Source organism: Streptomyces sp. NRRL S-1022, assembly GCF_000720135.1.
Lineage (GTDB): Bacteria > Actinomycetota > Actinomycetes > Streptomycetales > Streptomycetaceae > Streptomyces.
In genome coordinates this window covers 65,474-85,914 of record NZ_JOIU01000029.1, presented here as the reverse complement: position 1 = coordinate 85,914, position 20,441 = coordinate 65,474, and the positions used below count along the sequence as shown (strand labels likewise).

The following is a 20,441-nucleotide window of genomic DNA, read 5'->3' as shown; positions in this document are numbered from 1 at the left end:
AACCTGAATCATTCGCTGGAAGCATCTCGCTTCAACGCCCGTCGTCGTAATGAAGAGAGCACCGTGGCCGCCGACAAGATCGACACCATCGTCAGCCTGAGCAAGCGCCGTGGCTTCGTTTTCCCCTGCAGTGAGATCTACGGCGGACAGCGTGCCGCCTGGGACTACGGACCGCTGGGTGTCGAGCTCAAGGAGAACATCAAGCGCCAGTGGTGGCGCTACATGGTGACGTCGCGCGAGGACGTCGTCGGTATCGACTCGTCCGTGATCCTGGCTCCCGAGGTCTGGGTCGCCTCCGGCCACGTCGCCACCTTCACGGACCCGCTGACCGAGTGCACCTCGTGTCACAAGCGGTTCCGTGCCGACCACCTGGAAGAGGCGTACGAGGAGAAGAAGGGCCACGCCCCGGCGAACGGCCTGGCGGACGTCAACTGCCCGAACTGCGGCAACAAGGGCCAGTTCACCGAGCCCAAGCAGTTCTCCGGTCTGCTCTCCACCCACCTCGGCCCCACCCAGGACTCCGGCTCGGTCGCCTACCTGCGCCCCGAGACCGCCCAGGGCATCTTCACCAACTTCGCCCAGGTGCAGACCACCTCGCGCCGCAAGCCGCCGTTCGGCATCGCCCAGATGGGCAAGTCGTTCCGCAACGAGATCACGCCGGGCAACTTCATCTTCCGCACCCGCGAGTTCGAGCAGATGGAGATGGAGTTCTTCGTCAAGCCCGGCGAGGACGAGCAGTGGCAGGAATACTGGATGGAGCAGCGCTGGAACTGGTACACCGGCCTGGGTCTCCGTGAGGAGAACATGCGCTGGTACGAGCACCCGAAGGAGAAGCTCTCCCACTACTCCAAGCGCACCGCCGACATCGAGTACCGCTTCCAGTTCGGCGGTTCGGAGTGGGGCGAGCTGGAGGGCGTCGCGAACCGCACCGACTACGACCTCTCCGCGCACTCCAAGGCCTCCGGCCAGGACCTCTCCTTCTACGACCAGGACGCCGGCGAGCGCTGGACGCCGTACGTCATCGAGCCCGCGGCCGGTGTCGGACGCACCATGCTGGCCTTCCTGCTCGACGCCTACGTCGAGGACGAGGCGCCCAACGCCAAGGGCAAGATGGAGAAGCGGACGGTGCTGCGCCTCGACCACCGCCTCGCCCCGGTGAAGGTCGCCGTGCTCCCGCTCTCCCGCAACCCGGAGCTGTCCCCCAAGGCCAAGGGCCTCGCCCAGGCGCTGCGCCAGCACTGGAACATCGAGTTCGACGACGCCGGCGCCATCGGCCGGCGCTACCGCCGCCAGGACGAGATCGGTACGCCGTTCTGCGTGACCGTCGACTTCGACACCCTTGAGGACAACGCCGTCACGGTGCGCGAGCGCGACTCCATGAAGCAGGAGCGCGTGTCGCTGGACCAGATCGAGGGCTACCTGGCCAGCCGCCTGATCGGCGCCTAGTCACACCCTCGTATGCCGGACGGGCCGAGCGGCCGGGCCCGTCCGGCATACGCATGTCCGCGCCCGGTCAGCGCCCCTGGAGCGCCTTGACGTTGTCGCCGAAGGTCCAGTTCTTCGCGCCGTCCCAGTTGACCGACCACGTCATCAGGCCCTTGAGCGACGTGCCGTAGTGCCTCCAGGCCTGGGAGACCAGTGACGGTGCCAGGTAGCCGCCGCCGGCGCCGGGCTGGGCGGGCAGGCCCGGGACCTGCTTGTCGTACGGCACCCTGATCGTCGTGCCCTGGACCACCAGGCCCTTGTCGAGGCAGTCGGTCTGGGCGGTGAAGCCCTGTACGGTGCCGGCCGCGTAGGAGTCGCCGGAGCAGCCGTACATGCTGCCGTTGTAGTACTGCATGTTCAGCCACCACAGGCGGCCGTTGTCCGCGTACTTCTTGACGACCGGCAGGTACGCGCCCCAGATCGAGCCGTAGGTGACGCTGCCGCCGGTGACGTACGCCGTCTCCGGTGCCATCGTCAGGCCGAAGCCCGCCGGCATCCGCGCCAGGATCCCGTCGATGATGCGGATCAGATTCGCCTGGGACGTGGAGAGCCGGCCGATGCTGCCGCTGCCGACCAGGCCCGTCTCGATGTCGATGTCGATGCCGTCGAAGTTGTACTTCTGCAGGATCGGGACGATCGTCGCCACGAACCGGTCGGCCACGGCGGAGGACGACAGGTCGATGCCGGCCGCCGCCCCGCCGATGGAGAGCAGGATCGTCTGGCCGGACGCCTTGGCCGCGCACATCTCGGCGGGCGTGGCCACCTTCACGCCGGCGTCCATGCCGTCCTCCCACAGCGCCGTGCCGTCGGAGCGGATGACGGGGAAGGCCGCGTTGATCACGTTGTAGCCGTGGGCGGGGATGCGGGAGTCGGTGATCGGGGTCCAGCCGAACGGCGGGTGGACCCCGTTGGCGGAGCCGTCCCAGTTCTCCCAGTAGCCCTGAAGCACCTTGCCGGCCGGCCTCGGCTTCACCGCACAGGTGTCGGCGGCGGCGGAGGCGGCGGGCGCGGTGGCGATGCCCAGGGGGGCGAGGAACGCCGCGGTGAGCGCGGCGGCGAGCAGACGTCGGATCATGCGAGGCCTCCCGGTGGGGGTGCGGCGAGGTGTCGTAGGCATGACAGTGCGCGTGGTCCAGACCTCCCGTCAATAGGTCTGGACCAATCCATCCGAGCGAGGTGGTCGACGGCATGGGTGACAAGATTGGAGTGACAGATATTGAAATCTGTCAGCTGTCATGCCAAGGTGGAGCCATGACGATGCGAACCCGAACCCTCGGCACCACCGGCCCCCAGGTCTCCGCCCTCGGCCTCGGCTGCATGGGCATGTCCGGCATGTACGGCGAGGCGGACCGCGCCGAGTCGGTCGCCACCCTGCACGCGGCCCTGGACGCCGGCATCACCCTGCTCGACACCGGCGACTTCTACGGCATGGGCCACAACGAACTGCTGATCGCCGAGGCGCTGCGCACCGCCCCGGCCGCCCTGCGCGAGAACGCGCTGCTGAGCGTCAAGTTCGGCGCCCTGCGCGACCCGGACGGCGGCTGGTCCGGCTTCGACGGGCGCCCCGCGGCCGTGAAGAACTCCGCCGCCTACTCCCTGCAGCGCCTCGGCGTCGACCACATCGACGTCTACCGCCCGGCCCGGCTCGACCCGGACGTGCCGATCGAGGAGACCGTCGGCGCGATCGCCGAACTGGTCGAGAAGGGCTGGGTCCGGCACATCGGACTGAGCGAGGTCGGCGCCGACACCATCCGCCGGGCCGCCGCCACCGCCCCGATCGCCGACCTCCAGATCGAGTACGCGCTCATCTCCCGCGGTCCCGAGCGGGAGATCCTGCCCACGCTCCGGGAACTGGGCATCGCCGTCACCGCGTACGGCGTGCTCTCGCGCGGACTGCTCTCCGGCCACGTCACGGCCGGCCGGCAGTTCGCCGCGAACGACTTCCGCGCCCACTCGCCCCGCTTCCAGGGCGACAACCTCCGGCACAACCTCACGCTCGTCGAGTCCCTGCGCGAGATCGCCGGACGGAAGGGCGTCACGGTCGCGCAGGTCGCCATCGCCTGGGTGCTCTCCCGGGGCGAGGACATCGTGCCGCTGATCGGCGCCCGCACCCGCGAGCGGCTCGGCGAGGCGCTCGGCGCCCTGGACGTGACGCTGGACGCGGACGACCTCGCCGCCATCGAGAGCGCCGTACCGGCGGACGCGGCGGCCGGCGAGCGGTACGCCTCGGAACAGATGGCCCTGCTCGACAGCGAGCGGTGACCGGCGCGCCGGGTACCGTCTAGGCATGCCACCGACCAGCGAGACCCTGACCGCCGAGCGCATCCTCGAAGCCACCGAGGAGGTGCTGCGCCGCCACGGCCCGGCCAAGGCCACCGTGGTCGACGTGGCCCGCGCGCTCGGCGTCAGCCACGGCAGTGTCTACCGGCACTTCCGTACCAAGGCGGCGCTGCGCGAGGCGGTCACCAAGCGCTGGCTGGACCGGACCTCGCAGCGCCTCGCCGGGATCGCCGGCGCCGGCGACCGGTCGCCGGAGCAGCGGCTGCGGGACTGGCTCGCCGCCCTGTTCGCCGCCAAGCGGCACAAGGCGGGCGACGATCCCGAACTGTTCGCCACCTACACCGTGCTGGCCGGGGAACTCGGCGGCGTGGTCCGCGAGCACGTGGCCGACCTCACCGGCCAGCTCACCCGGATCATCGCCGCCGGCGCGGAGACCGGCGCCTTCCGGGTCACCGACCCGGCCACCGCCGCCCGGGCCGTCTTCCAGGCCACCGGCCGCTTCCACGACCCCTGTTACGCCCGGGACTGGGAAAGCCCCGGAATCGAGGAGGAGTTCACCGCGGTGGTGGACCTGCTGACCCGGGGCCTCGGCACACCGGCCGGGTGAGGGCGGCCGGCACCGGCGGGGTGAGGACGGCCGGCACCGGTGGGGTCACGGCGGTCGGCACCGGCGGGGCTCGACCGGGCGGCGGACCGTCCGGGCCGGGCCTTGCGCTCAGCGGATCGTCCGGGGTAGCTGTGGCTCAGCGGATCGTCCGCGCCGGGCCCCGCGTTCAGCGGATCGTCCGGGGCAGCTGTGGCTCAGCGGATCGTCCGCGCCGGGCCCCGCGCTCAGCGGATCGTCCGGGGTAGCTGTGGCTCAGCGGATCGTCCGCGCCGGGCCCCGCGCTCAGCCGACCGTCCGAGGCAGCTGTGGCTCAGCCGACCGTCCGGGGCAGCCGCAGGCTCAGCAGGCCGGTCAGTACCGGACCGGCCAGCTGCACCAGCAGCGTGGCGACCAGCGCGTCCCGCATGCCGAGGTGCGGCACCAGGGTCAGGAACAGGGTGCCCAGCGTGGCCACGCCCAGGGCCAGCGCCGACTGCTGCGTGGTGACCATCACACCGCTGCCGACACCCGCCCGGGCGGCCGGCACCTCGGACATCACGATCCGCATCACATTGGGCAGCTGGAGCGCCTGACCGGCCCCGGCCACCGCCGCACCCGGCAGCAGGGAGGCGATGCCCAGGTGCGGCCAGTCCCGCCACGCGGCCGCCAGGATCAGCAGCAGGCCCACGCCCTGCACCACGGCACCGGCCGTGACCACCCGGGTGCCGTGGCGGGCGATCAGCCGGGGTCCGGCGAGGGAGACGAGCAGGTAGGCCGCGGCCATCGGCGCGAGCGCGAGCCCGGCCCGCACCGGACCGAGCCCGGCGCCCTGCTGCAACGCCAGCGCGATCACGAACATGAACCCGCTGAAGCCGATGGAGAACGGCAGCAGCAGCTCCAGACCGTGCCGCATGGACGGCACCCGGAACAGGCTCGGCGGCACCAACGGCGTCCGCCCCGACCGGTCCGCCCGCCGCTCCACCGCCCAGAACGCGCCCGCCGCGAACGGGAACGCGGCCAGCGACAGCCAGGTCCACAGCGGCCAGCCGGCGGCCCGGCCCTCGGTGAGCGGCGCGAGCAGCGTCAGCAGGGACACCGCGAGCAGCACGGTGCCGGGGCCGTCCACCGGCTCCGGGCGCGGCGACCGGGTCTCCGGCACGTGCCGGGCGGCGAGGACGAGTCCCAGCACGGCCACCGGGACGTTGACGAGGAAGATCGCCCGCCAGCCGGTGCCGGCTACATCGGCGGCGACCAGCACCCCGCCGAGGATCTGCCCGGCCACCATGGACAGGCCGGCCGTGGCGCCGTACAGGCTCATGGCCTTCGCGCGGCGCGCGCCGCTCGTGGTGGCCTGGATGGTCGCGAGCACCTGCGGCAGCATCGCGGCGGCCGAGGCGCCCTGCGCGACCCGGGCCGCCACCAGGCTCCAGGCGCCGGGTGCGAGCCCGCAGGCCAGCGAGGTGAGCCCGAACGCGGCCATGCCGCCCAGGAACAGCCGCCGGCGCCCGAACAGGTCCCCGAGCCGGCCGCCGAGCACGAGCAGCACGGCGTACGCGACTCCGTACCCGGCGACCACCAGTTCCAGCACGGCCTCGCCCGCGGCGAGGTCGGCGCCGATGGCCGGCAGGGCCACGTTGACGATGAAGAAGTCGACCAGCGGCAGTGCGGCGCCGAGCAGGACGGTGAACAGCCCGAGCGCGCCGAGCGCGGGCGGCGCGGCCGTCGGCCGGGCGGCGGGGGCGGTGACGGTTTCACTCATGCCCCGAGCCTGCGGCACCGCTCAGACGGGTACCAGAGTCTTCTGATCCTGGTAGCGGAAGTACCTGGAAACACGCTGACCGAACCGGCACCCTGGATCCATGACGACCATGGCCCAGGAGACCGCCCTGCCGCAGCCGGCCCGGGGAGCGGAGATCCGCCGGCACGAGCTGGCCGCGTTCCTGCGCAGCAGAAGGGAGCGCATCACACCGGAGCAGGTGGGCCTGCCGCGCGGCGCCCGCCGCCGCACCCCCGGGCTGCGCCGCGAGGAGGTCGCCCAGCTCTCCGCGGTCGGCGTCACCTGGTACACCTGGCTCGAACAGGCCCGCGACATCCAGGTCTCCGTGCAGGTCCTGGACGCCCTCGCCCGCGCCCTGCGCCTCGACGCCGGCGAACGCGCCCACCTCTTCCAGCTGGCCGGCCAGACCGACCCCACCCCGGCCGCGAACTGCCCGGGCGTCACGCCCGCCCTGCGCGAGATGCTCACCCGGCTGGAGCCGATCCCGGCCTGCATCCAGAACAGCCGGTACGACATCCTCGCCTACAACCGCACCTACGGCCGCCTCCTCGGCGACCTGGACGCGGTCCCGGCCGAGGACCGCAACTGCATGCTCCTCGTCCACACCAGCAAGGAGTGGCAGGCGGCGGTCGTCCACCTGGAGGAGACCCAGCGCCTGATGGCCGCCCGGCTGCGCGCCGCCATGGCCGGCCATCTCGGCGAGCCCGCCTGGAAGATGCTCCTGAAACGGCTGGAGCAGTCCCCGGCGTTCCGCGAGAACTGGCAGCGCTACGAGGTGGTCGCCACCCGCTCCAGGATCAAGCAGTTCCTCAACCCCCACGTCGGCCTGCTCACCCTGGAACACACGGACCTGTGGCTGCTCCCCGAGGCCGGCGCCCGGATGGTGACCTACACCCCGCGGAACGAGGAGACCCGCGAACGCCTGGACCGGCTGTACGAGCTGACGCGCGCGACACCCCGCCCCTGACGCTCCACGCGACCGGCGGCTCTCCCTGTCATGACCTGCTCTTGCAGGGGTCCTGCTCCTCCAGGGACCGGGTGCACCCCTGAATCAACTCCTTCATGGCCGCTTCGTTCGCCCGCCCCGGCGTGAGGACCTTGACGAGCGTGCTGATGTCCTCGTCCGGTGAACCGGCACCCCGGCAGGCGATCAGCGACACGGCGGCGTGATCGGCGTACGCGATCGAACCGTTCGCCGCGGACTTCTGCTCCTGGATCGAGAGCCGGCCGTTCAGGATGTTCCGCGCGGAGTCACCGGCATCGATCCGCTCCCCGCTCACGTCCAGCACCGTGTCCCCGTCCACCTTGACGGTGCACACCCCGGCCCCGTCCTCCAGAGCGCCGCTCTGTCCGACGGCGAGACTGCTCTCCGCTCTCCACTGGGCGCCGTCCGAACGACTGTGACCGGGCGTTGGGCCCTATGCCCGCTCGGCGGTTTCCACGGGGTGGCGGGGTTCTGTGGGTTCCAGGGCGGCGGCTGTGCGTTCGGCGGTGCGGTGGGCCCAGTGGCCGCTGGTGAGGAGGCCCAGGAGGAGGACTGCGAGGCCGCAGGCGGTGAGGATCCACCAGCCGGGGCGGGCGGCCGTGACGAAGGTCCGGCGGTAGGAGGCGGAGCCTATGCCGGAGGCCAGGACCGCGCCGACCACCGCGACGCCGAGGGTCTGGCCCAGCTGGCGGCTGGTGGAGGCGACGGCGGCGGCGACGCCCGCCTGGGCGCGGGGCATGCCCGAGACCGCGGTGTTGGTGATCGGCGCGTTCACGAAGCCGAAGCCGATGCCGAAGAGGACGTAGCCGAGCAGGAGGGTGGCGTTCGCCGTCTCCGCTTCGAACGCGGCGAACAGGATGCCGCTCGCGGTCATCGCCGTACCCGCCACCAGGAGCGGCAGACGGGGACCGCGGCTGCCGACCAGGCGGCCGGAGAGCGGGGCGCACAGGAAGGTCGGCGCGGCCATCGGCAGCATCCACAGGCCCGCGTGCAGGGCGTCGAGACCGCGCACGTTCTGCAGGTACAGGGTGGACAGGAACAGGAAGCCGCCCAGCGCCGCGAACGCGCTGATCGCGATCACCGTGGCACCGCTGAACGGGGCCGAGCGGAAGAACCGCAGGTCGATGAGGGGTTCCTCGCGCCGGGGCTCGTACCAGAGCAGGGCCAGCAGGGCGGCCACTGCGACCGCGGCGAACGGCGCGACCGGGCCGGCGCCCGACGCCGGCGCCTCGATGATCGCGTACGTCAGCGCGCCGAACAGGGCGATCACCAGCAGCTGGCCCACCGGATCGGGACGGCGGGCCCGGGGCGCGCGGGACTCGGGGACGAAGCGGAGGGTGAGCAGGAGGGCCGCCAGGCCGACCGGCAGGTTCACCCAGAAGATCGCGCGCCAGCTCACCGACTGCACCAGCAGCCCGCCGACCAGCGGACCCGCCGCCATGGAGATGCCGACCACCGCGCCCCACACGCCGATCGCGCGGGCGCGTTCCCGGGGATCGGTGAAGGTGTTGGTGATGATCGACATGGCGACCGGGTTGAGCATCGAGCCGCCCACCGCCTGGACCATGCGGAACACGATCAGCAGTTCCAGGTTCGGGGCTAGGGAGCAGAGCGCGGAGCCGACGGTGAACACCACCAGCCCCGTCATGAAGACGCGTTTGCGTCCGATCCGGTCGGCCGTGGAGCCCGCGAGCATCAGCAGCGACGCCAGCACGAGCGTGTAGGCGTCGATCGTCCACTGCAGTCCCGAGGTGCTGGCGTGCAGGTCGCGCTGCATCGAGGGCAGGGCCACGTTCAGCGCGGTGTTGTCGAGGCTCACGATCAGCAGGCTCATGCAGCAGATCGCGAGCACGAGCAGGCGTCGGCGAGGGCTCAGCTCTGGCATGCGGCCCATCGTACGCCCGAATCAATAGTGCGTCTAACTAATGAGTCATACATGATCTCTGCTCGGGCGGCCGGCCGGGTGAGGGACAATGGGACCTTGTTCCGTGTCCCTGTGCCGTCCATCCGCTCCGGAGCCCTGACGATGACCCACCCGCTCTCCATCGGCCCGCACGCCGTGACACCGCCCGTCGTGCTCGCACCCATGGCGGGCATCACCAATGCGCCCTTCCGCACGCTGTGCCGGGAGTTCAGTGGCGGCAAGGGGCTGTTCGTCAGCGAGATGATCACCACCCGGGCGCTGGTCGAACGCAACGACAAGACCATGCAGCTGATCAAGTTCGACGCGAGCGAGCAGCCGCGCTCGATCCAGCTGTACGGCGTCGACCCCGCCACCGTCGGCAAGGCCGTCCGCATGATCGCGGAGGAGGGCCTGGCCGACCACATCGACCTGAACTTCGGCTGCCCGGTGCCGAAGGTGACGCGCAAGGGCGGCGGGTCGGCGCTGCCGTACAAGCGGAACCTGCTGCGGGCGATCCTGCGCGAGGCGGTGTCCGGGGCCGGTGACCTGCCGGTGACCATGAAGATGCGCAAGGGCATCGACGACGACCACATCACCTTCCTCGACGCCGGCCGCATCGCCGTCGAGGAAGGGGTGACGGCCATCGCCCTGCACGGCCGCACGGCCGCCCAGCACTACGGCGGCACCGCCGACTGGGACGCCATCGCCCGGCTGAAGGAGCACGTGCCGGAGATCCCCGTGCTCGGCAACGGCGACATCTGGTCGGCCGAGGACGCGCTGCGGATGGTGCGGGAGACCGGCTGTGACGGGGTCGTGGTGGGGCGTGGCTGCCTGGGGCGGCCGTGGCTGTTCGCGGACCTGGTGGCGGCGTTCGAGGGGCGGCTGGAGGATGCCGTACGGCCTTCCCTGCGGGAGGTCGCCGACGTGATGGTGCGGCACGCCACGCTGCTGGGGGAGTGGATCGGCGACGAGTCCAAGGGCGTGGTCGACTTCCGCAAGCACGTCGCCTGGTACCTGAAGGGCTTCGCGGTCGGGTCCGAGATGCGCAAGCGGCTCGCGATCACGTCGTCCCTGGAGGAGCTGCGGGCCGGGCTGGACGAGCTGGACCTGGAGCAGGGGTGGCCGGTCGGGGCGGAGGGGCCGCGGGGGCGGACGTCCGGGAACAACCGGGTGGTGCTGCCGGACGGGTGGCTGAAGGATCCGTACGACTGTGCGGGTGTGAGTGAGGACGCGGAGCTGGACACGTCCGGCGGTTGAGCGGCCCTGGGCTCGCCCCCGACCTCGCCTCGGGCGCCGGGGCGGGCCTCCCCGGGGCTCCGCCCCAGACCCCGCCAGGGGCTCCGCCCCTGGACCCCGGCCTCGCCCACCCACCACCCGACTCGGTCGGCTGGAAAGGGGCCGCGTACGCCCGGCTCGGTCGGCTGGCAGGGGACCGTCCCCGCCCGGCTCGGTCGGCTGGGAAGGTGTCGCCCCCCGTTCGGCTCGGTCGGCTGGTTGGGGGCGGGGTCAGCTGGTGCTTGGGTGGGGGGTTGAGCCGTAGGCCGTCAGGAAGCGGTCCCGGAAGGAGCTCATCTTCCAGACGGGGGCGTCGTGGGCCGGGCGGAGACCGTCCGTCCAGTTCCAGTCGGCGATCTTGTCGAGCATCCGGGGATCCTTGGCGACGACCGACACCGGCACGTCACGGCTGGCGTGGTCGCCGCTGACCCGGGAGATGGGCTGGTGGTCGCCGAGGAAGACCAGCACGGTGTCCTTCGTGCCGTAGCGCTCCAGCCACTCGGTCAGCGCGGTCACCGAGTACTGGATCGACTTGCCGTACTCCTCGCGGGACCTGGTGCTGTCGGCGATGACGTCGGCCGCCTTGTTGCCCGCCGCCTCGATGCCCTTGAAGACGGAGCCGTCACCGAGCCGGTCCCAGTCCACCATCTTCGGGATGGGCGCCCACGGCTGATGGCTGGAGGTCAGGATCAGCAACGACATCCGCGTCTTCCCGGCGGGCGCCGGCTTGCTGTGCACCCGCTCCTGGTACTGCTGGAGCGCGTACTGGTCGGGCATGGTCGACCAGCTGAACTTCGGCCCCCGGTAGCCGAGCTGGAAGGCGTTGTAGACCTTGTCCAGGCCGTACCACTTCTGCTCCGGCCACCCCTTCTGCACGCCCGGCATGACACCGACCGTGTCGAACGCGCCGGTCTTGCGGAACGCCTCCGTCAGGCTGAGGTGGTCGCTGGCCATGACCGTCCGGTAGCGCTGCTGGTTGCTGATCCACAGGCCCGACATGGTGGTGGAGTGGCCGAGCCAGCTGCTGCCGCCGTAGGTCGCCGAGGTCAGCCATCCGCTCCTGGCGTGGAAACCTGCCTCGGCCAGGGCCTTGGTGCGGACGTCGAGCGTCCGGTCCACGCCGGGCGCCATGATCGGGTCCTCGATCGCGCTGCGGCCGTAGCTCTCGATGAAGGTGAAGATCACGTCCTTGCCGCGCAGGTCGGGCACCAGCTGACCGCCCGGCGTGTTCCCGAACGCGTCGACCCGGGCCACCTTCCGGAACTCCGCCTCGTCCTTCAGCGTGTCCGAGACCCGGCGGGCCTGGATCTTCAGCGCGTTCGCGGTCCGGTCGGAGGCGATCGGCACGCCGGATATCTGCAGGCCGAGGGAGGAGCAGGTGATCCAGACGACCCCGGCGACCAGGGTGCCGCGGGTCGCGGTGGCGGGGTGCCGGCCCAGCAGGTTGCCCAGCCGGACCATGGCCAGGGCGAGCAGCACGAAGAGCAGCAGCACGAGGACGATCACCCCGCCCACGGCCGCGAGGGTCGCCGTGCGGCCGAGGGAGTCCTCCAGGTACGACTCAGCGTCGCCGAACAGGCTCCAGTCCAGGACGACGTTGAAGTTGCGGCCCAGGTACTGGTTGAACCCCATGTCGAGCGCGTTCAGCACGGTCATGGCCCCGAGCAGCACCCCGGACAGCGCCGCCACCACGACCCGGGGCCGCCGCGGCAGCGCGAGCAGCACCGCGGCCCCGATGACCGCCTCGGCCGGTATCCGCAGGAACTTGGCGGGCCCGAGCCGGACCACGGTGTTGGGCATCACCAGCGCGGCGACGACGAGCAGGGCGGCCAGCACGGTCACGGACACGGACAGGGTCCGCGCGGCGGCGGGATGCCGTTCGCGCCAGCGCCGCCGCCACGCGGACCAGACGGTCCAGGGGCGGCGGGACGGGCGTGGGGCGGGTTGGGTGATCTCTTCGGCCACGTCCTCGGCTGACTGGAGCGCACTCATGCCCTCCCGTACGACGCCCCGGCAGCCCTCGTTCACCCGGCCGGGCAAACACCTGGTCAACCCGGCCGGCGGTACGGCTCAGGCGCCCCCGACCGCCGTCAGCAGGGCGAGCGGCGCCGCTGCGGACCGGGCCTCCCGCCCGCACGCGTGCGGGTACGGCACCGGTGTGGTGTGCGGGGCGCGGGCGTACCCCGCCAGGGCCTCCGGCAGCCGGTGCCCGCCCGCCGTCGCCGCGTCGACCAGCGCGTGGGCGACCGCGCGGGCCTCGTCGTGCAGCCCGTACCGGGCGAGCCCGAGTGTGATCAGCGCGTTGTCGTGCGGCCAGACCGAGCCCCGGTGGTAGGACAGCGGGTGGTACGCCGCCTGGCCGGAGGCCACCGTGCGGACGCCCCACCCGGAGAAGAAGTCCGGCTCCAGCAGCCGCCGGCCCACCACCTCGCCGTACTCCTTGTCCAGCAGCCCCGACCACAGCAGGTGCCCGGCGTCGGAGGCCAGCGCGTCGATCTGCCGGCCCCGGCCGTCCAGCGCCAGCGCCGGGAAGGACTGCTCCCGCATCCAGAAGTCCCGCTGGAAACGGTCCCGGAGGTCGGCCGCGGCCTGCTCCAGCAGCGCGGCGTACGTCTCGTCGGCCCACACCGCCCGCGCCACCCCCGCCGTGCGGCGCAGCGCGTCGTACGCGTAGCCCTGGGCGCCCGCCGCCATCACCGCGCCGGTGGGCCGGGTGCCGTCGGCGCAGCAGATCGCGCCGGGGGAGTCCTTCCAGTTCTGGTTGGCGAGGCCGCCCTCGTCGGCGCGGTAGACGAGGTAGCCGCGGGAGGTCAGGCCGCCGTGGTCGAGCATCCAGCCGATCGCGGCCCGGGCGTTCGGCTCCAGCCGGCGGGCCAGCTCCGTGTCCCCGGTCCGCTCGACGTACGCGCCGAGCAGGATCAGGAACAGCGGGGTGGCGTCGACCGAGCCGTAGTAGCGGGCGAACGGCACCTGGCCGAAGTGGGCCAGTTCGCCGTGCCGCACCTCGTGCACGATCTTGCCGGGCTGGGCGACCGGACGTCCGCCGGTGTCCGTGGCCTGGGTGGCGGCCAGGGCGAGGAGGGTGGCGGCGGCCGGCTGCGGGCGGTAGGGCAGGGCGAACAGGGAGGTGAGCAGGGCGTCGCGGCCGAGCAGGGTGAGGAACCAGGGGGCGCCGGCCGCCGGTACGCGCACGTCCTCGCCGTCCGGTCCGGTGGCCGGGACCTGGAGCGCCGCCAGGTCGGCCAGGCCCCGGGCGCAGGCCGCGGCCAGCTCGGGCCAGCCGGTCGGGAAGGCCACGCCCTCCATGAACTCGGCTTCCCGGGCGAGGACCTGCTCGTGGACGGCGGCGGGGTCGCGGGGTACGCGGACGGCGCGCCTCTCGCCGTGCGGGCGGGCGATCACCCGCAGCAGCAGTTCGGTCGTCTCGTGCGGGGCCAGGTCGAGGGTCCACACCAGGCGGCGGGCGCCGGTGCCGGTCTCCTCGACGGCGTCGGGGGGCGGGTCGGCGCTGATCGTCGTACAGGACCGCCATTCGGCGCGCCGGTAGGTGAACTCGATGCCGTCGTCGAGGACTTCGCGGGAGCGTACGGCGCCGGACTTGACGTAGGTGCGGTGGTCGGAGCGGAGTTCGAACTGGTCGGTGAAGTCGGCGTCGACGGTGAGCGCGAGCCGGACGGTGGTGGGCACCGGCCGGTTGCTGGTCACCTTGACGGACTCCACGAACGAGCTGTCCCCGACTGCCTGTTCACGGAACAGGGTGTGCGCCGGGGGCTCCTGCCGGCCGCAGCGCGGGACCAGCACACAGCGGGCCTCGTCCCCGTCCGTCACCGGGGTGAGCACCTCGGGCACGGCGCCGTCGACGGTGAGCTGCCAGCGGCTGAGGTGCCGGGCGTCCCGGACGAACAACCCGTCCGGGGGGCTGCCGCCCCGCACCCCGCTGATGTCGCCACCGTCGCCCACGGCGGCGAAGGTGGCGCCGTGCACGAGCAGATGATGCCGGTCCGTCATCCCCGGTCCCCTCCTCTGTCACTCCTGTCGAACGGTGCAGTGCGCGTGGGGGGTGCGCCATTTTGTGGGCTCTTGTCCAGCTTTTGACGCTCGTGCGGTGTGGGCCGCCGGTGCAGCAGGTCGAGCGCCAGGGCCGCCGTCCAGCTGAAGCCGGCGGCGCCGCAGGCCTCGCCGGTGTACGGGTCGACGTACTCGGCGAAACCGCTGGCGGCGGCGAGCTCCAGCACCGCATCGCGCAGGGCGTCGGCCCGCTCCCGCTCGCCGTGCGTGCGCAGCCCGCGCTCCAGCAGCCAGCTCGTGTTGAACCAGGCCGGCCCGCGCCAGTAGCGGTGCGGGTCGAAGGCCTCGCCGAGCAGGTCGTAGCTCGGCACCAGCCGGGTGCGGTCCCCGACCGAGAAGTGCGGCCCGCCCACGGTGCGGACCAGCGCGGCGACGACGTCCCGCGGCAGCCCGGGCACCAGCAGCGGAACCAGCCCGGAGACACTGCGCTCGGGAACGAGACCGGGGCCCGGGTCGAGGCCGCGGGTGCCGGGGCCGGGGCTGCGGGTGCCGGGTTCGGGGCCGGGACCAGGGCTGCGGGTGCCGGGTTGGGGGGCGGAGGCCGTGTGGTCGGCGGGCGCGGTGCCGCCCCGCAGGTCGCGGCACAGGAACATGCCGGACCGCTCGTCCCACAGGCGCTCCACCAGTGCCGCCGTCAGGCGTTCGGCGCGGGCCCGGCGGGCGGAGCCGGTCGCGCCCAGTTCCCCGGCGATGCGGGCGAGGGCGTGCTCGGAGGCGATGAGCAGTGCGTTGAACGCCGGGTCCTCCACGGCGAACTCCGCCTGCCCGTCGGCGTACCCCGCGTCCCGGTAGTCCGTGGCCAGCCGCACGTACCGCCCGTAGTCCAGGTCCGTCGGCCGGTCCTCGGCCGCCCCGTGGTCGAGGTCGGCGCGGCGGAAGGAGCGGGCCGGGGCCGGGGTGATCCGGGCGAGCGGGGCGTCCCAGCAGGGGCTGTTGTCCATGCCCTGCTCCCAAGGGTGGACCACGGACACCAGGCCGCCGCCGCCGAGGTCCCGCCGGTGCAGCAGATACCGGTGCCAGGCGGCCAGCCGCGGGTACACCCGGGCCAGGAAGCCGCGGGCCGCGGACAGGCCGGGGTCGGCGCGGTGCACCAGCCAGGCCGCCAGCGCGTGCACCGGTGGCTGCACGATGCCGGACGTCTGTACGGTGCGCGGGGCGCCCGCGCCGCGCCCTGCGGTGGCGGAGCGCCAGAAGTCGGGGCTCGGGAAGTACGCGTCGAGCGGTACGGAGGGGTTGAACACGATGTGCGGGACGCGACCGTCACCCCACTGCGCGGCCAGCAGCGTCTCCAGCTCGGTCTGGGCCCGCAGCGGCGACAGGTGCCGCAGCCCGATGGCGATGAACGCCGAGTCCCAGGACCATTGGTGGGGGTACAGGTGCCGGGACGGCACGGTGGAGCCGCCCGTCCAGTTCGCCTCCAGCACCTCGGCCGCTCCGGCGTGCAGCGACGCGGTGGCCGTGGGCGCGGCCGGCGGATCGTACGCGGTCTCTCGCTCGGCGGGACGGGCTGTGAGCTGGGCGGTGCGGTCCACTCGGGGCTCCCCGAAGACGTCCGGCCGCGCGGGTTCGGCTGCGGCCACCGTAGAGTTACGTCTATTTAACACGCAGAACTTACTATGTAATGCAAGTTTGGGGAGCACAAGGGGGTGCACATGACGGGGCGTTCGGGAAGGACCGGCAAGAGCGGAAGCCAGGCGGGAGCCGGCGATCTGCTCGAACTGGTGCGCAGTGGACGGGCCGTGACGCGGGGCGCGCTCCAGCAGGCCACCGGGCTGTCCCGGGCCACCGTCGGCCAGCGCCTGGACCGGCTGTTCCGGGCCGGCTGGCTGCGCGAGGGCGCCGGCGGCCCGGTCGACTCGCCGCTGGGCGGGCGCCCCTCCATCACCCTGGAGTTCGACGGCTCCCACGCGGTGGTCCTGGCCGCCGACCTGGACACCCGGCACGCCCGCGCGGCCGTGCTCTCGCTGACCGGCGAGATCCTCGCCGAGCACGCCGGCCCGCTGGCGGTGGAGGACGGCCCGCAGGTGGTCCTGGCCGAACTGGGCCGCTGGTTCGGCGAGCTGCTGACGAAGGCCGGGCACACGGGCGAGGAGGTGTGCGGGATCGGGCTCGCGGTGCCGGGCCCGGTGGACAGCGAGACCGGTCTGGTGGTGCAGCCGCCGATCATGCCGGGCTGGGACGGCCACGACCTGCGCGGCAGCCTCTCCCGCGCCTTCACCGAGCACACCGGCGCCCCGGCGGTGCCGGTCCTGGTCGACAACGACGCCAACCTCATGGCCTACGGCGAACAGCGCACCGGACACCCCGACTGCACGGCCTTCGTGCTGGTCAAGGTGTCCACGGGCATCGGCGCCGGGGTGATCGTGGACGGCGCGGTCTACCGGGGCGCCGACGGCGGCGCCGGCGACATCGGGCACATCCGGGTGGGTGCCGACGCGTTGTGCCGGTGCGGGGCGTACGGCTGTCTCGCGGCCGTCGCGAGCGGCGGTGCCGTGGCCCGGAGGCTGACCGCGTCCGGGGTGCCGGCCGCCTCCGGGTCGGACGTGCGGGACCTGCTGGCCGCCGGGCACCCGGAGGCCGCCGCACTGGCCCGGGAGGCCGGGCGCCAGGTCGGGGACGTGCTGGCGACGGTCGTGACGCTGCTCAACCCGGGGGTGCTGATGATCGCCGGAGACCTGGCCGGGACGCCCTTCCTCACGGGGGTGCGCGAGCTGCTCTACCAGCGGGCGCTGCCCCGGTCCACCGCTCACCTGGAGGTCGTCACCTCCCGGCTCGGCGACCGGGCGGGGCTCGTCGGCGCCGCGGCGCTGGTGGTGGAGCACCTGTACGCGCCGGAGCGGGCGGAGGAGCGGCTCTCCCGGATGGGCGTGTGACAGGGCCGTTTCCGCTGCTGACCGGCGTTCGCCGGAGGGTCCGCATGGTGAAACGAGGCACTCTGTGGCAGCGTGATTCTCGCCACCCTTGATAAGGGTTCCGCTCAGATGAGCGGATCAAGCGCGACTGCACTTCTCCAAGGGGTGGCACTGGGTGCCACCCCTTGATCGTTCATCGATCGAAATCAATCGTGCTGGAGGCCGCTCATCCGAGCAGTAAACCGCACCGGTGGGCGCGGTTGCCTTCAAGAAGTGAAAACATTCGGCCCGCTTCGCTTGCCAAGCCTTGACTTTCGATCCGCTGGCGGACGGGTGGTTACAAGCGCATGACGGGCAAGTGGACGTACCCAGGGACCTTCGATCTGGGTATGTTCCTGGCCGTCAGGGCAGCCACCGTGGCCTCAAGGAGTCGAGACCCGTGTCGGAAAACAAAGAACCCCACGTAGCGAAGTTCGTTTACGACTTCACCGAGGGCAACAAGGACCTCAAGGACCTTCTCGGTGGCAAGGGTGCCAATCTCGCCGAGATGACCAACCTGGGTCTCCCGGTCCCTCCCGGCTTCACGATCACCACGGAGGCCTGCAAGGTCTACCTGGAGAGCGGCGAGGAGCCCGCGGCACTGCGTGACGAGGTGAGTGCGCACCTCGACGCCCTCGAAGCGAAGATGGGCAAGAAGCTGGGCCAGGCCGACGACCCGCTGCTGGTCTCCGTCCGCTCCGGCGCCAAGTTCTCCATGCCCGGCATGATGGACACGGTCCTCAACATCGGCCTGTCGGACAAGTCGGTGCAGGGCCTGGCCGCCCAGGCCGGCGACGAGCGGTTCGCCTGGGACTCCTACCGCCGCCTCATCCAGATGTTCGGCAAGACCGTCCTCGGCGTCGACGGCGAGCTGTTCGAGGAGGCCCTCGACAAGGCCAAGGCCGCCAAGAAGGTCACGGTCGACACCGACCTGGAGGCCGCGGACCTGAAGAAGCTGGTCGCCACCTTCAAGAAGATCGTCAAGAAGGAGGCCGGCCGGGACTTCCCACAGGACCCGCGTGAGCAGATGGACCTCGCCATCAAGGCGGTCTTCGACTCCTGGAACGGCGACCGCGCCAAGCTGTACCGCCGCCAGGAGCGCATCCCGCACGACCTCGGCACGGCCGTCAACGTCTGCTCGATGGTCTTCGGCAACCTCGGCCCCGACTCCGGCACCGGCGTCGCGTTCACCCGCGACCCCGCCTCGGGCCACCAGGGCGTCTACGGCGACTACCTGCAGAACGCCCAGGGCGAGGACGTCGTCGCGGGCATCCGCAACACCGTCCCGCTCGCCGAGCTGGAGCAGATCGACAAGAAGTCGTACGACCAGCTCATGCAGATCATGGAGACGCTGGAGACCCACTACAAGGACCTCTGCGACATCGAGTTCACGATCGAGCGCGGTCAGCTGTGGATGCTCCAGACCCGCGTCGGCAAGCGCACCGCCGGTGCCGCCTTCCGCATCGCCACCCAGCTGGTGGACCAGGGCCTGATCGACGAGACGGAGGCGCTCCAGCGCGTCACCGGCGCCCAGCTGGCCCAGCTGATGTTCCCGCGCTTCGACGAGCAGGCGAAGGTCGAGCAGGTGGCGCGCGGTATCGCCGCGTCCCCGGGTGCGGCGGTCGGCAAGGCGGTCTTCGACTCGTACACGGCGGTGAAGTGGTCCCGCTCCGGCGAGAAGGTGATCCTGGTCCGCCGGGAGACCAACCCCGACGACCTGGACGGCATGATCGCGGCGGAAGGCATCCTCACCTCGCGCGGCGGCAAGACCTCGCACGCGGCCGTCGTCGCCCGCGGCATGGGCAAGACCTGTGTCTGCGGCGCGGAGGAGCTGGAGGTCGACACCAAGCGGCGCCGGATGACGGTCCCCGGCGGGCACATCGTGGAGGAGGGCGACCTCATCTCCATCGACGGCTCGTCCGGCAAGGTCTACCTCGGCGAGGTCCCGGTCGTCCCGTCCCCCGTGGTGGAGTACTTCGAGGGCCGGATGCACCCCGGGGCCGACGACGCCGACGAGCTGGTCGAGGCCGTCCACCGCATGATGGCCTTCGCCGACCGCAAGCGCCGCCTGCGGGTGCGCGCCAACGCCGACAACGCCGAGGACGCGCTGCGCGCCCGCCGTTTCGGCGCCCAGGGCATCGGCCTGTGCCGCACCGAGCACATGTTCCTCGGTGAGCGCCGGGAGATGGTCGAGAAGCTGATCCTCGCCGACACGGGGGAGGAGCGCGAGGCCGCCCTGCGGGAGCTGCTGCCCCTGCAGAAGAAGGACTTCGTCGAACTCTTCGAGGCGATGGACGGCCTGCCCGTCACCGTCCGCCTGCTCGACCCGCCGCTGCACGAGTTCCTCCCGGACATCACGGAGCTCTCGGTCCGGGTGGCCCTGGCGGAGTCCCGGCAGGAGCCGCACGAGAACGACCTGCGCCTGCTCCAGGCGGTGCACCGCCTGCACGAGCAGAACCCGATGCTGGGCCTGCGCGGTGTGCGCCTCGGCCTGGTCATCCCCGGCCTGTTCACCATGCAGGTCCGCGCGATCGCGGAGGCTGCGGCCGAGCGCAAGGCGGCCAAGGGCGACCCGCGCGCCGAGATCATGATCCCGCTCGTCGGCACGGTCCAGGAGCTGGAGATCGTCCGCGAGGAGGCCGACCAGGTCATCGCCGAGGTCGAGGCGGCGACCGGTACGCGGCTCAAGCTGGCGATCGGCACCATGATCGAGCTGCCGCGCGCCGCCCTCACGGCCGGCCAGATCGCGGAGGCCGCGGAGTTCTTCTCCTTCGGCACGAACGACCTGACCCAGACGGTGTGGGGCTTCAGCCGGGACGACGTGGAGGCCTCGTTCTTCACGGCGTACCTGGAGAAGGGCATCTTCGGCGTCAGCCCGTTCGAGACGATCGACAAGGACGGCGTCGGCTCCCTGGTGAAGGCGGCCGCGGAGGCCGGCCGGCGCACCCGTCCCGACCTCAAGCTCGGCGTCTGCGGCGAGCACGGCGGTGACCCGGAGTCGGTCCACTTCTTCCACGAGGCCGGCCTGGACTACGTCTCCTGCTCCCCGTTCCGCATCCCGGTCGCCCGCCTGGAGGCCGGCCGCGCGGCCACCCAGTCGGCGGGCAGCGACCACCGCTGACCCACCCGGTCCCCGGAGCCGCCGTCGGTCCCCGACCCTCACCGATCGGCGACGGCTCCGGCGCACGAAA

The 20,441-nt window shown here is 72.1% G+C and carries 14 protein-coding genes; 7 read left to right on the top strand and 7 right to left on the bottom strand.

Features of this window, described 5'->3' with window-relative positions:
- Window positions 1–63 precede the first annotated feature (63 nt).
- On the top strand, window positions 64–1,446 hold the full coding sequence (locus tag IG05_RS0134095) for a glycine--tRNA ligase (RefSeq protein WP_030347939.1): 1,383 nt from the start codon (window positions 64–66) through the stop codon (window positions 1,444–1,446).
- A gap of 67 nt (window positions 1,447–1,513) precedes the next feature.
- Here IG05_RS0134095 and IG05_RS0134090 read toward each other — a convergent pair whose 3' ends face one another.
- On the bottom strand, window positions 1,514–2,560 hold the full coding sequence (locus IG05_RS0134090; RefSeq protein WP_030347938.1) for a chitinase: 1,047 nt from the start codon (window positions 2,558–2,560) through the stop codon (window positions 1,514–1,516).
- A gap of 176 nt (window positions 2,561–2,736) precedes the next feature.
- Here IG05_RS0134090 and IG05_RS0134085 point away from each other — a divergent pair, with 176 nt between their 5' ends.
- Together IG05_RS0134085 and IG05_RS0134080 are read left to right on the top strand one after the other, a co-directional pair.
- Window positions 2,737–3,747 carry an aldo/keto reductase gene (locus IG05_RS0134085; protein WP_030347937.1) on the top strand — a complete coding sequence of 337 codons (1,011 nt, stop codon included), beginning with the start codon at window positions 2,737–2,739 and terminating at the stop codon, window positions 3,745–3,747.
- Window positions 3,748–3,772: 25 nt separating this feature from the next.
- Window positions 3,773–4,372: a TetR family transcriptional regulator gene (locus IG05_RS0134080; RefSeq protein ID WP_030347936.1), complete on the top strand. Its 600-nt coding sequence runs from the start codon at window positions 3,773–3,775 to the stop codon at window positions 4,370–4,372.
- A 310-nt stretch (window positions 4,373–4,682) separates the two neighbouring features.
- Here IG05_RS0134080 and IG05_RS0134075 read toward each other — a convergent pair whose 3' ends face one another.
- Entirely contained in the window at window positions 4,683–6,110 is a 1,428-nt protein-coding gene (locus tag IG05_RS0134075) for an MFS transporter (protein WP_030347935.1), read from the bottom strand.
- Between the two features lie 100 nt (window positions 6,111–6,210).
- On the opposite strand from IG05_RS0134075, the gene IG05_RS0134070 reads away from it, so the two are divergent.
- Window positions 6,211–7,095 carry a helix-turn-helix transcriptional regulator gene (locus IG05_RS0134070; RefSeq protein WP_030347934.1) on the top strand — a complete coding sequence of 295 codons (885 nt, stop codon included), beginning with the start codon at window positions 6,211–6,213 and terminating at the stop codon, window positions 7,093–7,095.
- 28 nt (window positions 7,096–7,123) lie between these two features.
- Here the strand turns inward: IG05_RS0134070 and IG05_RS0134065 are convergent, their stop codons facing one another.
- Together IG05_RS0134065 and IG05_RS0134060 are read right to left on the bottom strand one after the other, a co-directional pair.
- Window positions 7,124–7,447 carry a hypothetical protein gene (locus IG05_RS0134065; protein ID WP_051790544.1) on the bottom strand — a complete coding sequence of 108 codons (324 nt, stop codon included), beginning with the start codon at window positions 7,445–7,447 and terminating at the stop codon, window positions 7,124–7,126.
- A 99-nt stretch (window positions 7,448–7,546) separates the two neighbouring features.
- On the bottom strand, window positions 7,547–8,998 hold the full coding sequence (locus IG05_RS0134060) for an MFS transporter (RefSeq protein ID WP_030347932.1): 1,452 nt from the start codon (window positions 8,996–8,998) through the stop codon (window positions 7,547–7,549).
- Window positions 8,999–9,139: 141 nt separating this feature from the next.
- Between IG05_RS0134060 and dusB the strand changes: the two genes are divergently transcribed.
- Window positions 9,140–10,273, top strand: coding sequence for a tRNA dihydrouridine synthase DusB (gene dusB, locus IG05_RS0134055; RefSeq protein WP_030347931.1), 1,134 nt, complete (start codon window positions 9,140–9,142; stop codon window positions 10,271–10,273).
- 249 nt (window positions 10,274–10,522) lie between these two features.
- On the opposite strand, the gene IG05_RS0134050 is transcribed toward dusB, so the two are convergent.
- The 3 genes from IG05_RS0134050 to IG05_RS0134040 form a co-directional block, all read right to left on the bottom strand.
- On the bottom strand, window positions 10,523–12,283 hold the full coding sequence (locus tag IG05_RS0134050) for a CDP-alcohol phosphatidyltransferase (RefSeq protein ID WP_420707646.1): 1,761 nt from the start codon (window positions 12,281–12,283) through the stop codon (window positions 10,523–10,525).
- A gap of 78 nt (window positions 12,284–12,361) precedes the next feature.
- Window positions 12,362–14,299 carry a glycogen debranching N-terminal domain-containing protein gene (locus IG05_RS0134045; protein WP_030347929.1) on the bottom strand — a complete coding sequence of 646 codons (1,938 nt, stop codon included), beginning with the start codon at window positions 14,297–14,299 and terminating at the stop codon, window positions 12,362–12,364.
- On the bottom strand, window positions 14,296–15,891 hold the full coding sequence (locus tag IG05_RS0134040; protein ID WP_030347928.1) for an MGH1-like glycoside hydrolase domain-containing protein: 1,596 nt from the start codon (window positions 15,889–15,891) through the stop codon (window positions 14,296–14,298). Before IG05_RS0134040 ends, IG05_RS0134045 begins: the two co-directional genes overlap by 4 nt.
- A 120-nt stretch (window positions 15,892–16,011) precedes the next feature.
- On the opposite strand from IG05_RS0134040, the gene IG05_RS0134035 reads away from it, so the two are divergent.
- Entirely contained in the window at window positions 16,012–17,232 is a 1,221-nt protein-coding gene (locus tag IG05_RS0134035; RefSeq protein WP_030347927.1) for an ROK family protein, read from the top strand.
- Window positions 17,233–17,650: 418 nt separating this feature from the next.
- Entirely contained in the window at window positions 17,651–20,371 is a 2,721-nt protein-coding gene (ppdK, locus tag IG05_RS0134030) for a pyruvate, phosphate dikinase (protein WP_030347926.1), read from the top strand.
- Window positions 20,372–20,441 lie beyond the last annotated feature (70 nt).